16 protein-coding genes are annotated in these 14,520 nt (G+C 38.1%); 3 read left to right on the top strand and 13 right to left on the bottom strand.

Annotated features, from left to right (window positions below; all coding sequences use genetic code 11):
* Positions 1 to 33: 33 nt before the first annotated feature.
* From A5888_RS01535 to A5888_RS01520, 4 genes are read right to left on the bottom strand one after another with little or no spacing between them, the layout of a single operon-like run.
* Positions 34 to 393 (bottom strand): thioesterase family protein, encoded by a 360-nt coding sequence (locus tag A5888_RS01535; protein WP_086347519.1) that lies wholly within the window; start codon positions 391 to 393, stop codon positions 34 to 36.
* On the bottom strand, positions 390 to 1,610 hold the full coding sequence (locus A5888_RS01530; RefSeq protein ID WP_086347518.1) for a CCA tRNA nucleotidyltransferase: 1,221 nt from the start codon (positions 1,608 to 1,610) through the stop codon (positions 390 to 392). Before A5888_RS01530 ends, A5888_RS01535 begins: the two co-directional genes overlap by 4 nt.
* A complete protein-coding gene (gene dapB, locus A5888_RS01525; RefSeq protein ID WP_086347517.1) occupies positions 1,607 to 2,392 on the bottom strand; it encodes a 4-hydroxy-tetrahydrodipicolinate reductase in 786 nt (261 codons plus the stop codon). The genes A5888_RS01530 and dapB overlap by 4 nt, the downstream gene beginning before the upstream one ends.
* The gene (locus A5888_RS01520; protein ID WP_086347516.1) at positions 2,385 to 2,729 is read right to left on the bottom strand and encodes a nucleotide pyrophosphohydrolase; all 345 of its coding nucleotides are present in this window, start codon (positions 2,727 to 2,729) and stop codon (positions 2,385 to 2,387) included. Before A5888_RS01520 ends, dapB begins: the two co-directional genes overlap by 8 nt.
* A 114-nt stretch (positions 2,730 to 2,843) precedes the next feature.
* On the opposite strand from A5888_RS01520, the gene A5888_RS01515 reads away from it, so the two are divergent.
* A complete protein-coding gene (locus A5888_RS01515; RefSeq protein WP_086347515.1) occupies positions 2,844 to 3,734 on the top strand; it encodes a YitT family protein in 891 nt (296 codons plus the stop codon).
* A gap of 90 nt (positions 3,735 to 3,824) precedes the next feature.
* On the opposite strand, the gene A5888_RS01510 is transcribed toward A5888_RS01515, so the two are convergent.
* The 5 genes from A5888_RS01510 to A5888_RS01490 form a co-directional block, all read right to left on the bottom strand.
* Positions 3,825 to 4,367, bottom strand: coding sequence for a ReoY family proteolytic degradation factor (locus A5888_RS01510; protein WP_086347514.1), 543 nt, complete (start codon positions 4,365 to 4,367; stop codon positions 3,825 to 3,827).
* 8 nt (positions 4,368 to 4,375) lie between these two features.
* A complete protein-coding gene (locus tag A5888_RS01505) occupies positions 4,376 to 5,635 on the bottom strand; it encodes a tetratricopeptide repeat protein (protein WP_086347513.1) in 1,260 nt (419 codons plus the stop codon).
* Between the two features lie 4 nt (positions 5,636 to 5,639).
* The gene (locus A5888_RS01500; RefSeq protein ID WP_086347512.1) at positions 5,640 to 6,692 is read right to left on the bottom strand and encodes a hypothetical protein; all 1,053 of its coding nucleotides are present in this window, start codon (positions 6,690 to 6,692) and stop codon (positions 5,640 to 5,642) included.
* 486 nt (positions 6,693 to 7,178) lie between these two features.
* The gene (locus A5888_RS01495) at positions 7,179 to 8,450 is read right to left on the bottom strand and encodes a hypothetical protein (protein WP_086347511.1); all 1,272 of its coding nucleotides are present in this window, start codon (positions 8,448 to 8,450) and stop codon (positions 7,179 to 7,181) included.
* A complete protein-coding gene (locus A5888_RS01490) occupies positions 8,428 to 8,940 on the bottom strand; it encodes an RNA polymerase sigma factor (protein WP_086347510.1) in 513 nt (170 codons plus the stop codon). Before A5888_RS01490 ends, A5888_RS01495 begins: the two co-directional genes overlap by 23 nt.
* 216 nt (positions 8,941 to 9,156) lie before the next feature.
* Here A5888_RS01490 and A5888_RS01485 point away from each other — a divergent pair, with 216 nt between their 5' ends.
* Positions 9,157 to 9,474 (top strand): phage repressor protein, encoded by a 318-nt coding sequence (locus tag A5888_RS01485; RefSeq protein WP_086347509.1) that lies wholly within the window; start codon positions 9,157 to 9,159, stop codon positions 9,472 to 9,474.
* A gap of 484 nt (positions 9,475 to 9,958) precedes the next feature.
* Here A5888_RS01485 and A5888_RS01480 read toward each other — a convergent pair whose 3' ends face one another.
* The 4 genes from A5888_RS01480 to A5888_RS01465 all read right to left on the bottom strand — a co-directional run bounded on the left by A5888_RS01480 (position 9,959) and on the right by A5888_RS01465 (position 13,856).
* The gene (locus tag A5888_RS01480; RefSeq protein WP_069698339.1) at positions 9,959 to 10,234 is read right to left on the bottom strand and encodes an HU family DNA-binding protein; all 276 of its coding nucleotides are present in this window, start codon (positions 10,232 to 10,234) and stop codon (positions 9,959 to 9,961) included.
* 238 nt (positions 10,235 to 10,472) lie between these two features.
* Positions 10,473 to 11,783, bottom strand: a complete 1,311-nt coding sequence (gene der, locus A5888_RS01475; protein ID WP_086347508.1) for a ribosome biogenesis GTPase Der — start codon at positions 11,781 to 11,783, stop codon at positions 10,473 to 10,475.
* A gap of 91 nt (positions 11,784 to 11,874) precedes the next feature.
* Positions 11,875 to 12,342 (bottom strand): GNAT family N-acetyltransferase, encoded by a 468-nt coding sequence (locus A5888_RS01470; RefSeq protein ID WP_086347507.1) that lies wholly within the window; start codon positions 12,340 to 12,342, stop codon positions 11,875 to 11,877.
* Positions 12,343 to 12,344: 2 nt separating this feature from the next.
* Positions 12,345 to 13,856 carry a helix-turn-helix domain-containing protein gene (locus A5888_RS01465; protein WP_339101867.1) on the bottom strand — a complete coding sequence of 504 codons (1,512 nt, stop codon included), beginning with the start codon at positions 13,854 to 13,856 and terminating at the stop codon, positions 12,345 to 12,347.
* A gap of 184 nt (positions 13,857 to 14,040) precedes the next feature.
* Between A5888_RS01465 and A5888_RS01460 the strand changes: the two genes are divergently transcribed.
* Entirely contained in the window at positions 14,041 to 14,487 is a 447-nt protein-coding gene (locus tag A5888_RS01460; RefSeq protein WP_086347506.1) for a hypothetical protein, read from the top strand.
* Positions 14,488 to 14,520 lie beyond the last annotated feature (33 nt).

Genomic DNA, 14,520 nt, shown 5'->3' with positions numbered 1-14,520 from the left:
CTTTGTGAAAACTGCCTAAAAATACGCCTGTAATTATAACCTACTTAAAAAGACCTCTGTCACTACAACAGCACGCTGATGTGTGCCTGTGGCAATCAGTTTGGAACTGTCATATACCTCAAATGAATACGCTACTTTAGCCCCTTCTTTTGCTTCTAAATTCACATTCACCAAAATCTCAGCACCTACAATTGATGGTCGTAAATGTTTTATATCAAGCTTTGTGCCCACACTTGTCTCTTCCTCTGCCAAATCGTTGCTCAGAAAATCACGTGCGGTATTTTCTATCATCGCAATCAATGCCGGGGTTGCCAATACATCTAGATCACCAGAACCAATTTCTCGTGCAGTCTGGGTTGCTTCCACAATAAAGGTTTTCGAATAAACAGTCATGATTCATCCTCCACTTTCACAAAATCCCTGGAAAAAGCAAGGAGTTGCTCGCGATCGTTAGCTACTTCCCTATTGATTACTGCCGCCTCAAGTCGGTCAATCAACTCTCCTAACCATTTTCCAGGTTGTCTGTCAATTTCAGCTAACAGGTCATTGCCTGTTATCCTCAACTGTTTTCGTTCCGTAATTGGTAGTTCTGAAAACTTTCTTTCTGTTCCCTCACAATCTGCTTTCTGACCATAAAATGGCACTATTTTTTCTACAGAAAGAGACTGCTCCAAGCCTAATCGGAAAAGCTCCTGTGCTTGCCATTCACCCGCTAAACGTTGCTTCAAACCAAAGGAAAGCTCTGCTACCTCATGAATCAGATGATTGGAAAGCTTCCAACATTTCAAAAAATCCCGTGTATCAGAACTCGCGATGTTTAGCTCTTTAAGCAGTAAGGTCCACGCCTGTCCTTCTTCCTCGATCCTTCGATTAGGCAACTCTGAAAAGGCAAGCAGCCCAGTCAATCGCTCTTTAAGCCCCGGACAGCTTTGATAGCATTCCGTTTCGATGAATGAGGTCAGCCCCTTCTGACGATTTTTTCCAAGCAACATCTTGATAAACTCAATGGCAATTCGTTCTACAGATATTTTAGCGAGAAGCGAATGGAACAAATAAATCGCACCAAGCGTTTCTTTTTCAATTTCAAAATCGAGTTGACTGGCAAAGCGAAGTCCTCTCATCATCCGTAGTGCATCTTCGTGAAAACGTTCTTTAGGATCACCTACTGCTCGGATCACCCCTTTTTGCAAATCATCTAGCCCATGAAATAAATCAATAATAGTCCCTTCTTTGTCCATCGCCAATGCATTGATTGTGAAATCTCGGCGTTTCAAATCCTCTTCGAGAGAGCGAACAAACGTTACATGATCTGGTCTTCGATAATCCTGGTAGGTTGACTCTGTTCGAAAGGTCGTGATTTCATATTGGTCTTCTTCATGCAAAACCAAAACAGTCCCATGATCAATGCCAACATCCACTGTTCGTTTAAAAATGTGCTTGATTTCTTCCGGATAGGCACTAGTTGCTATATCCACGTCATGACTTTTTTTCCCAAGCAAAGTATCTCTAACACTACCGCCGACAAAATATGCCTCGAAGCCATGCTTTTCTATTTCTTCTATGACCACAGAAGCCTTGACGAACTCTTGTGGTAGTTGTTCCAATTTCATAAAAGATTTTCCAATCCATAAACTAGCTCTTCCAAATCAACGACCTTTTTACAGCTCAAAGCAACACCTGTCATGAACGAACTACGGTCATAGGAATCGTGGCGAATCGTCAAGCCTTCACCGATTCCTCCAAACTGAACTTGTTGATGTGCAATCAAGCCTGGAAGTCTGACACTGTGAATTTTCATCCCATCATAATCAGCACCTCGTGCTCCGGCAATCAACTCTTCTTCCTCAGGGTGACCTTGATTTTTTGTCCGCCGTACCTCTGCCATCATTTCTGCCGTCTTCAACGCAGTTCCACTAGGTGCATCCAATTTATTGTCGTGGTGGAGTTCAATGATTTCTACATCCGGAAAATATTCCGCTGCTTTTTTAGCAAATTGCATCATCAAAACAGCACCTACAGCAAAGTTAGGCGCAATCAACCCTCCAACCTTCAACTCTGCAGATTTCTTTTTCAAGCTTTGAATCTGTTCCTCTGTGAACCCTGTCGTACCAACCACAGGAGCAATGCTATTTTCAATAGCAAAGCGTGTATTTTCATAGGCCACCGACGGAATCGTAAAATCAATCCAAACATCTGGTGTACTTATCAGCAACTCTTCCTTTGTCTTAAATACTGGCACATCTGCTTCATAGCCAGCCAGCTCATTCAAATTTGTTTCCTCCGAAAATGGATCAAGAACACTGACAAGCTTAAGATCCGCGTGTTCAAGAACCATATTTACTGCTGTACTGCCCATTTTCCCTTTAAATCCAGCGACTGCTACTTTAATCATGTGTTTTTCCATCCTTTCGTTCGAACCTATATTTATCCCGTTGGTTGAACTTCGCCATATTTTTATTAAATGATTCTGTTAAATCGATATCCAGTGAATTGGCCATAATCAGCGTCACAAAGAGCACATCGCCGAGCTCTTCTTCCACTGTTTTAGGTTTCTCTTCGGCTTTCTTCGGCTTCTCTCCGTAATAGTGATTGATTTCCCGAGCCAACTCACCGACCTCTTCTGTCAATCGTGCCATTTGGCTTAATGGTGAGAAATACCCGGTTTTAAATTGTTTGATATAGGCATCTACTTCTGCCTGCATTTCTTTAAGAGATTCTGTTTTTTCCATTTTGCACAACCTTCCTTCCTTCACATCTTAACAAAAAGTTTTTCTATTGAAAAGATTCTTCTTGTCGTTTTTTCGTGGGAGTGATAAAGTGATGAAGGAAAAGGAGGCGTTTGTATGGAAGAAAAAAATTTTTATGTAAAAGATATTATTATTATTTTAATCGGAACAGCCCTCTATGCATTCGGGCTTGTAAATATCAATATTGCGAATGATTTGGCAGAAGGAGGTGTAACAGGAGTTACCTTGATTCTCCTTGCACTCTTTAAGATCAATCCCGCATACTCAACCCTACTGATCAATATTCCACTGATTTTGATCGGTGGTAAGATTCTGGGGAAACATGCGTTTTATTATACGATCGTTGGAACAGTTTCACTTTCCGGGTTTTTATGGATTTTCCAACGCATTCCGGTAGAGATAAATTTGGATCATGATCTTTTAATTGCCTCTTTACTTGCCGGGCTTGCCGGTGGTATCGGGAGCGGACTTATTTATCGTGTTGGCGGCACGACTGGCGGAAGCGATGTGATTGCTCGAATATTAGAAAAAAAATACGGTGTCAGTATGGGACGCTCCTTACTGTTGTTTGACATTTTGGTATTGACTCTCTCTTTAAGTTATTTGGATGTCAAACGAATGATGTATACTCTGATTGTTTCCTTTGTATTCAGTAAGATTGTAGATTCCGTATTAGACGGTGCTTATTCAGCAAAAGGGATTCTCGTCATCTCCAATCAAGCCGAAGATATCGGAGAAGTCGTTATGCATTTGTTAGAACGTGGTGTCACCTATCTTTCCGGACAAGGTGGTTATTCTCAAGTAGATAGAAAAATCCTGTATGTTGTTGTTAGCCCAAGTGAAATCATTGAAGTCAAACGAATTGTTCATGAGCTCGACCCGAAAGCCTTTATCTCTGTGCTCAATGTTCATGAGGCAATCGGAGAAGGCTTCACATATGCGAAACCGACAAAAAGACTCTTCAAAAAGAGTCGTGCCGGTACTTAATACTAGAAGATATAGACCGACCTTAAGAGGAGCATTTTCTCCTTTTAAAGTCGGTCTATTGCTATTTTTCTAGTAGAAGTTATACCTGAATCAAGCTTGCGTCTTCATTCGATTAAGTTCATCAGATAGTTCCAAAAACGCCTCATAATCGCCATCCTCAAGCGATTGATCGATTTGATTACGTAACAGGTTCATCCGCGCCAGCTGTTCTTCATGCTTAAAATAAGCTTCTATTTCCTGCACGGTTTCTTCACTAACATAGTCTTTCCATGGAGCAAATGGATTGTCCTCCAATATAGACAGATAATCCGGATTCTGAAAGACATCGCCGAACACACATTCCAAATACAAGGTATCCTTCCAATTCATACGAATTTCATGAAAAATCTGATCAGTATCTGTAAACATTTTCCCCTTTATAAACAAAATAATTGGTTCATCTTGTATTTCAGAAGAAGCGATTTGAATCCCACGTTCTGTTTTCTCAACGTGCTCAACAAAGGTAACATTATTCAAAATGACTTCATGATTGATCAAGTAATTCAAAATCCAAATAATTTCCCTTTTACTAAAAGAAATATTGTTGACCAGCCAAACAAGAAACTTCTTCTTATCCGCGACATTGATGTCCATACGATCACCTAGCCTTCCTCTAAATCATCAAGTAGGGATGCTACCTCATTATCCCCCGGTTCGTGGGCCAGATAATGTTGTAGTACTTCTTTTGCTTCTTTCAACTGCCCCTCTTCTCTCAGAAAAATCCCATACTCCTTTAAAAAATCCGGTTCATGAGCTAATTCCTGAGAAGCTTGTTTGTAATGAAGCATCGCTTGTTCGAACTCTTCCTGTTCATTATAGGCATTAGCCAAATTCCACTCTGCATACGGATGATTGGTTTCTTCCATACCAGATAACACATCAATTACCTCTTCAAATCGTCCTTCAGTGCGGTACAAGTTACTTAGCGTCAACAGACTTTCATCAACTTTTTCTCCAAGTGCCACTGCTTCTTTTAAGAAACGTTCAGCTTTCTCTACGTCATGCAACCGGTACGCATTCTCAGAAGCCAGCTGATAAAGGTCCACTTGAAAAGGATTTTCTTTCATTCCTTCCTCAAGCACTTCCTGCGCTTCTTCCAATAATTCTTCTTCCTGTAAAGCTTCCCCCAAATAGAGATACAGCGATTGATATTGAGGATTTAGCGCCCGTAATTGCTGGAAAAGAATAATTGCTTTTTGATTTTCATGCATTTGGATATACGTAAAGGCCAATTGAAATAAACGATCATCCGTTTGTTCTTCTTTTAAGCTATCTTCAAAAAAAGGAACGGCTTCTTCAAAATGTCCCATCATACTATAACTTGTTCCTAAACGCTCATTGATTGATGTTCTGAAAATCTCTTTCGTCTCCAACTCACCATGTAGACGAGTATACTGTTCAATCGCTTCAGCGAATTGACCATTGACAAAATATAGCTCTGCTAGAGCAAATACAATCAATGGCTCATCCGGCAACAAACGCTCTGCCTCTTTCAACTTCGCTTCACTGACTTCAGGAATTCCCATCACTTGGTATAAATCTGCCAGAACCAACAAACTTTGTACATAGCTTGGGCTATCTTCTGAAACCAAGCCTAAATAATCCAAAGCTTCATCATATTGTGCATTTTCAATAGCAATCTCAGCCAATGGCAAGTTCAATCCATCTGCTTCCGGATAATCGATAACCAGCTTTTGGAAAATCTGCTCTGCTTCCTCCAAGAAGCCTATGGAAAGCAACTCCTCTCCCAAATCAGCTAAAGTATCTCCATCGTCCTTTCGTAGCGCCTCTTGTAAAAGCAGCTGCGCTTCTGCTAAATTTTCACTGTGTAATGCTTGTAGCATTTTCTCACTATAGGTCATTTCATCACAATCCTCTTTTTATGTTTTCTATCATTTTTTTGTATTCATCTACCGTTTGAAGCAATTCCTCTGCATCAAAGCACTCGGCTTCTCCCGGCACACCGATATCTTGTAACACCATAGCTTTTCCATATTCTTCTGCACAGTTCAATAACTCCTGCACATAATCGCTGACAAAAATTTGGTCCGGAAATTCAATGGGATACCCCAGACGAATCAACCAAATCAAAAAATTCTTTATATGAAAAGAAAAACCCATTTTCTGTTGTGACCATAGTAACTGAAGAAGACTGCCAAGCAAGTGCTTCATATAGACAGATAACAAGTGCCCGCCATCCACACGGTAGAAGGCCTGTTCGAACAATCGGCCAAAGCTGCGAATAAGTTCTTCATCCTTTTGATAATAGCGAAGTAAAGGATTCATCAAGCCATTAAAGGATTGCTGATTCAAGCGCTGTTGATCATTGAAATTCTTGTACAAGTCTCTCAAAAAATCATGACTGCAGACTAGTCCACATTGGATAAACACAAGAAAATCAATCAGCTGGCGATCCCCCTCTTTTCGAATCATGGTTTGATCATAGATGATTCGGTCTGCTAAAGTAGTGACGGATAATGCTGTCTTATGTTGTAATTCGATCAATCCGGTCCCTGCTAACGACTCACTCAACGATTGCAAGGAAAGAGGCATCAACCATAGCTCTGTTTCTAAAATCGTTGTATGATCAATAAAAGCCGAAAGATGCATCACCCCTTCATTTCCCAAACCAATGAGCAAATAATTCTCTTTCTCAGGAAATGTAGTTATAAATGAAAGCAGAGCCTCTAACTCTGAGAAATTATTACAGTGAACATCATTTTTACAAATATACCAATCAAGATTTTGACGTTCATTGAATAGCTGTATCAGTTTATCAGAAAACAAATCATAGTATCGTTGATTCGTTATCAAAAGAACATGTCTTCCACCAAACGGCTCATTTTTTAAAAGAGACGCTACTGTCTCGCCATAAATAACTTGGCTTTGATGATCGTCTTTCTCATAAACAAATTCCATGCGGCACCCCCTTTCTTTTATTTTACCATTTTTTCGTTGCAACAAGGCATTGTAATGTCCTGAAAAGAAGTGTCAAAGATGCTTTTTTAACAGTTTATTGGGATAACCCTTAAACTGCAAATAGTAACCTCCGGAATTCATTCTCCACATAGCTAATACCGGCAATTTGCTACAAGGACTTTCAACTATAACGTAAAATCTAAAAAAAGCAAGTACTCATTGAAAAAAGCGTATGTTTTTTTATCAACGTAGCATGACTCAAAATAGAAACTTTGTTCAGAAATAGATTAGCTAGGACAAAATGATTATTTATTCATTCTTTAAACGTATTATTAATTTCTATTTTACTATTTCCCTCTTAAATATACGAATGATTTGGTATTTCTATCATTTAGTAACCTAGATAATTGCTCAGCCATTAGGTAAAAAAATGAGAATTGTCATTTAATCAGACAATCCTCATTTTCTATTTATGCAATGATGTACCTACCACATACGACTATCCAGAAGCTCTACACCAACTACCCCTATCAAAGGAACCCTTTCATCCTCAGTCAACGCTTTGAACTCTTCTGGGGAAACAAGTAATGTTGCTTGAGTGGCACTAATTCCATTCTCCTTGGCATAGCTTCTAGCATCTTTTAGTTGCTGATTAAAAGATTTCACCTCTAAAAAAGGCTTCAACTCTTCTTTGATTTCTGTTGACGAAGTAGTAAATATCTCTGGATTGAATGTTCTTTCGATTTCTTCTCCTAGTTTTTCGTTATCCAATAAATAATCAAGCATAGAAAAATAGTATTGCTCTAGCTTTTCTGGATCTGAATTGATCGTTACAGCCCCATTTTGAATCAAACGAGGATACTCTTTATTCAATTTTTCTATCTGCCCCCTTTTCATAGCTAAGTTTTCGTTACCATAGCCTACATAACTATCTTTGAATCGAATACCAAATGAAGATATCCCTACTGAATCAAAGTTTGATGAGGTTATACCAACGGCAAGCAAGCGATCCAACTTGTGATCCAGAACCAATTCTTTAATTGCTTTCAAATCCATTTGATGATAGTAATCAAAATGCAGGTTTATTTTCATAACCGCAGTCTTCGGTAAAAGCTCAACCTTTTCCTTCAATTCGTCTATCAGCTGATTGTGTTGGTTACCAAACATTTCTTCTGTGGACACCATGTTATAAGAAAGCCAAGGCTGTTCCAAGGTACCTGAAATCGGTTGTGCCTCAATCTTCCCTCTTTTCAAAACAGTAGAATGAACGCTTGTTTCATTTTTCAATGCATCATAATAATTATAACGAAGAATATAAGAACCAATTCCTGTTTGTTCGACCTGAATATCTTCCAATGTATGTCCTGTGACAGTTAACCCGTTCTCTATTTTTTTATACAACTCATAGTCACTGTATGTTTTTTCCGTTCGGCCTTTTGTAGGGTCAAAATACATCTTATTTAATAACGGACGACCAAAGCTCCACCCTCCCAGTAAAACAAACAGTATAATGAGCCCTGTGAGAAAGCCATGCTTTAGCCATTTCTTACGAACAATCTTTCTAACAGCTTGCGTAGAGCTTTCTTCAAACACTGGCGTTTGCTCTGTAATTCCCGAAAACTCTTCTGTTTCAAATAAGTATTCTTGGATAGCTTCTGCTTTTTTAAGCTCTTCCTCTACATAGGCCTTTTCTTCTTCAGTTACTTGTCCCCAACGATACCTCTCCAACAACTGTTTAAATTCCTCTGATTCCTTCATCCAATAATCGCTCCTTTATTTTGTTTCTGCCGCGATACAAGATTGTTTTCACTTGACTAGTGCTCATACCATAATAGTCTTGTATCTCTTTTACAGACATCTCCGAATAATAGTAATGAAAAATCACTTCCTTATAGGGAGATTGCAGCGTTGCAATGATCGCTGCCAGCTTTTCCTTCTTTTCTTTATCAACAAGCTCTTGTTCCATATCCGTGTTACTCAACAACATTTCCTTCATTTTATGAAAAGAGCTTATTTGCCACCGTTTCCTTTTCCGCTCATGATCAATGAACTCATTTCGAATCACTCGAAGCAGCCAAAATTTTTGCTGCTCTTCCGGTATTTTTTCAATAGCCAAAAGAAATTTATACACCGCATTTCCGACTAAATCTTCTGCCTGTTCCCGATTCTTCGTAAGATACACGGCATATCGAAAAAGCTCTTGATAATATTGTTCAAACCCAACACCCATTTCATCCTTTTCATTCATCCCAACCCTCCTCTTACCTTATATACGAATAAACTATAGAAAGGTTACACACAAGCACAACTTTTTTCTAACACCGACAAAAAATTATAGTGCCGCCTATTAATAAAAAGTATACACTATTCCCTTATTCAAATTTGTAAATAGTGAGTCATTCTTTTTCTTCTATTGAACAATGAAATAACCTATGCTATCCTAAAATAGGAAAGGAGGCACATTATGTCTAAAGCAAGTTTTATTGCTTCTCTTCTTCAGCAAGGAAGATTTGTTGAAAAGTACAAAGAAGCAGGAAATTCCATGCTGCCGCTACTGAAATCGAACCAACCAGTTAGTTTGGAACCAATTACTGAGATCTCTGAATTAGCTGTAAAGGATATCGTCTTTTGCAAAGTTAAAGGAAATTATTATACCCACCTCATCTCTGCGATACGAACTCGAAACAATCAAGTAGAGTATCAGATTTCCAATAATCATGGATTCGTCAATGGATGGGTTAAACGAAAAAACATATTGGGCAAAGTTGTAAAAATTTGGTAATCCTACCAGATTTTATTTTTTTGTCCTTTTTCGTGTATATGCTCCTTTTTTCTTCTCATCCGCGTATCGCAAATCAATTCTTGTGAGACACCCTCTGATAAAATAATCCTCTCAAAAAAACTTCTATACTAGTACATTTGCTCCTTTATTTATCATAACACCTACAAATACCCATCAAAATAGAATAACAATCGTTACATAAAATATTTACAAGCAATAGTGGAAACAGCTATACTACGTTTATAAATCCTATGTACATTTTATACATACTTCTCTCTCAGTTCTGACTGAGATTGGCAGTGTCTGCAAAGGCTATACTTACAGTAAATATGAGTATCGCTACTCTAAACAAAAAGAACCCACTTTATAAAAATAATGAAGTGAGTTCCTCTTTTATAAGCTGCCCCTTCTCTGCTCCCTTTGGGCAAAATAACCATGAAAACAGAAAAAGAACCCTTGATACTCAAGGGTTCCCATAACAGTCCTATTTAACAGCATCTTTCAACGCTTTACCTGGTTTAAACGCAGGTACTTTACTTGCAGCGATTTGGATCTCTTTACCAGTTTGTGGGTTGCGTCCTTTACGTGCAGCACGTTCGCGGACTTCAAAGTTACCAAAACCGATTAATTGAACTTTTTCACCTTTAGCAAGTGTTTCTTGGATTGTTGAAAATACAGCGTCTACAGCTGCAGTTGCGTCTTTTTTAGTTAAACCAGTTGAAGATGCAACGTTTTCGATTAATTCTGCTTTGTTTGCCATGGATTATTTCACCTCCTCCATAAGGATAGGATGCCTGAAACAGACATCAAATGTATTTTATCTCTGAGTGGTCCAAAGGATAAAATATAAATATTGAATTGGATCAATATTCTTTAACAAAGATATCATAGGAAACTAGTAATAGCAAGGTTTTTAACGCGTTTTAAGTAGTTTTTTTGATAAAAGTATATTTTCTCTTATTATGTTTGAACATTTACCAAAAGTGTGATAGAATGCACTATTTTCGTCTTCTTGGAATGATTTTGATAGGTGTTCCCTCAAACGCAAATGCATTACGCACTTGATTCTCCAAAAAACGTGCATAAGAAAAGTGCATCAGTTCCTCTTCATTAACAAAAATCACGAAAGTTGGCGGCTTGATTGCTACTTGTGTCGCATAGAAAATCTTCAGTCGTTTGCCTTTATCTGTTGGTGTAGGATTGATTGCTACTGCATCCATGATTACATCGTTCAATACAGCTGAAGGAATCCGAAGATTTTGGTTCATGCTAACTGTTTCGATCATTTCCGGCAGCTTATTCAACCGTTGTTTTGTAAGAGCAGAAACAAAGACAATTGGTGCATAGTCCAGATAACGAAACTCGTCTCGAATTTCCTGTTCAAATTCGCGCATCGTATTTGTTTCCTTTTTGATCGTATCCCATTTGTTTACAACAATGATGACACCGCGACCAGCCTCATGAGCAAACCCAGCGACTTTCTTATCCTGCTCTCTGATTCCTTCTTCTGCATTTAGAACCATCAAAACAATGTCGGAACGCTCAATTGCACGCATCGCACGCATCACACTATATTTTTCTGTTGTTTCGTAGACTTTTCCTCGCTTACGCATCCCTGCAGTGTCGATCATTAGGAATTTCTGACCTTCACTTGATTCAAAATACGTATCAACGGCATCTCTCGTCGTTCCTTCTACCTCTGAAACAATCACGCGATCCTCACCTAAGATAGCGTTGATCAAAGAAGATTTACCAACATTTGGGCGACCTATCAAACTAAATTTGATCAAGCCTTCTTCTTCCTCTTCCACCTCAGTAGAGAAATGCTTCACGGCTTCATCCAGTACATCCCCAATACCTAAACCATGGCTTCCTGAAATCGGAAACGGTTCGCCTAAGCCCAATGAATAGAACTCATAGATATCTGCACGCATCTCAGGATTATCCACCTTGTTAACTGCTAGAATCACTGGTTTTTTACTACGGTACAAAATTCTAGCCACCATCTCATCTGCATCTGTTACACCTTCACGTCCACTAGCGACAAGAATAATCACATCGGCTTCATCGATAGCAATCTCTGCTTGATGTTTGATTTGCTCCATAAAAGGTTCATCCCCTAAATCGATCCCGCCCGTATCAATGATACTAAACTCGCGACCTAACCATTCCCCTTTTGCGTATATTCTATCTCTTGTAACACCAGGCGTATCTTCTACAATTGAAATACGTTCCCCGGCAATACGGTTAAAAATTGTCGATTTTCCTACATTTGGACGACCGACAATTGCTATTGTTGGATTTGCCATTCTAAAACTACCTCCTTGACAGTTTTCAATCTTGTTTAGTTTACCTCATAATTCAGTGAATATGCAAGAAAAACTCAAGGAAAACAAAAGATTAATCAAGCTTTCTCTCCATCATCTTATCTGGAAAAGTAAATTCACAGAAACCCAACTTTTTATACACAGGATACCCCAACTTCGTAGCCATCAAATCAACCTTATCTAACTGTAACTCCTCGGCTTCCTTAATCAATTGCTGAACCAACTGGCTGGCAATTCCTTGGCTCCGAAACGACTTTTTCGTATAAACATTTAGAATCGTACCTGTTCGTCCATACTTTCGAGCAGGATGTGGCAATCGTTCTGCTATTTCTAAAAAAGCAACAGCAACCATATCATCCCCTTGTTCGGCATGCCAACTAATCAATGTGTTATCTAACCGTTCAGCTAGGTAGTGCGCTGTTTTTTCTTCGAATGTAGTGGATTCTTCTTCTGTAAACGAATAATTTTCCTCAAAAAATAACCGTCGCATGCGAACAAGCTGTACTAAATTATTTTTTGTACTTCTTCTTATTTGCACCATCTTTATTCCTCCAAAATTCTCAGAAAATACCTTTGTAATTTTTCCTCATAAACGGTTTTCATCGTAGTATATACACCATAAAAATCATCTCTCAATGACGTCAACGAAAGGGTCAAAGTTTGGATTTTTTCATCCTTCATATGGAAAAGCTTGGATGGATAAACCAACAGATCAATTTTTTTGCAATTATCCTGTGTAAAAGGAATCATCTCCACAAAGGTGAAGTCTGCAAGCATACTCTTGACATTATTGATATAAACATAGTTATCTTCTGAAAGGATAGCAACATTCAATTTAATACTTTTTTGGTGTTCTTTAAGTGTTGGTAAAATTAAATGCGTCATAATTAAGCTCATATCGTCCAAGCATTCAGTTTGCCAACTCGTGCTAAATGGGTAACTTTCAAAGAAGTCGTAAATTCGATTGTAAATGATTGGGAAAATGATTTCATCTTCCTCTATATCCTCACGTTGCATCAAGCTGAAAAACGGAATTCTCTGTTTAAAAATCATATAATCAAAAAGAATATTCACTAAATTTGCTTCAAGTAATGTTACTCGACCTGCATTCGAGTAGTTCTCAAGAAGCGGATGCAAAACTTTTTTATTGAACTCAGCAAAAAATTGAAACATCTTATTGGAACGCAGCTGCAACTCTTCTCTTGGAACATCAAATAGTGGGTCCTCTTCAAAAGAATAGGTAGGTCCATAAAAAGCAAGAAAAGCCAAAAAACGCGCTTCTATTTTAGCTGTTTCTTCTGTCATGCTAAATAGTTCTTGTAATGGCTGATAACAATTCGTATAATTTCCTTCGATTAAAATGTCATACTCCTCTGAATCCACCATCGTGTGCCCCATATTCAGCCTTCTATACATAATTTCTGCATGAATTTGGCGTAGCTGATCACTATACCTGTAAGAGTCACTCGTCTTCGGTGGAAGCTTCAATATAGGATCAAAAGCCTGAGCTAGTTCCTGAATGGAACAAAAGCTGTCTCTAAATTCATCACCAAATGTACAATTCCAAATAAAATAGGTGAATATAATACGAATCAGTCGTTCATCTCCAGTCATTTGAATTGAAGAAATAGTGACATGTATATTGAAATTTGCTAGGTACGCAACCATTTTTTTGATATTTCTTCTGGTATACGATTCACTCACATCATGTTTTACGCAAAAAGCTTCGATATTCTTTTCTTCTTCCGATAGAAGAGCCATTAAAAATTTATAACTGATACTATTTTTTAAAACATGAGTGACATAGTGGTCTAAGATGATCCAGCATGGCGTTTTATCGACTTTACCGTCAATTAAAATCCCTCTTTCTTGCTGCGTAAGCTCCTTTATATCCTGGTGAATTTCTTCCAGGATTGCACAAAGTCGATTGTAGGAAAAAGAAAATTCCCCGACAAGTCCATTTTTACTATAGGTTCCTTCCGGTAAAGAAATTAGTAAGGCATAGACCTCAATCTTTTCTTGTTGATTCTTATTTAACATTGTCTCATAAATCATTTTTTACCAACTTTCGAAAATAATTTTCACTCTTTTGATAATTCACAAGGATTATTTTATAGAAGCATTGAGTAATCAACATCTTTAATCTTTTTTTAAAAAAAGTGAATTTTTTCTCCTTATTTGAAAAATAATGGTTTATTCCTTATAATTACTTATATATCAAGAGCAAAGGAGGACCATTATGATTTATTCGCAAATCGATACACAGTTTATTCCTGACGGCCCACTTTCTTTGGGCATGGAGTGTGTCTACTACTCTAATGATATCAAAAAAACACTGACTTGGTTTAGTAAAATTTTGGGTTGGTTGACAAAAGTTGAATTATCAGATGATACACAGACCATTTCCTATGCCGTAGCCTATACAGTTCCATACCAACAGTTCGCGAATACAACAAACATACAGCCCAAAATAAAACTTCATATTTTACCGGGAGAGCCTCGTCAAGAGGTTATATCAATCATTCCAACAACCAAACTGGAAAAATTAGTTGCTCTTGTTAACAAAAACAATCAAGAAACAATGACCATAAAAACAGCCTATGATGGTAATTTATACGCCCAATTAACAACGATCGATGGCTCCATTTTAACATTTTATCAAGAAGCTTCCTATGAGAATTTGTGATTGCACCAACAAAAGCAGTCAGGACAATTGATG

The organism is Enterococcus sp. 9E7_DIV0242 (genome assembly GCF_002140975.2).
In the GTDB taxonomy this organism is placed as follows: domain Bacteria; phylum Bacillota; class Bacilli; order Lactobacillales; family Enterococcaceae; genus Enterococcus_L; species Enterococcus_L clewellii.
Note: the sequence above shows the minus strand (reverse complement) of the source record. Positions and strands in the feature narration are given on the sequence as shown.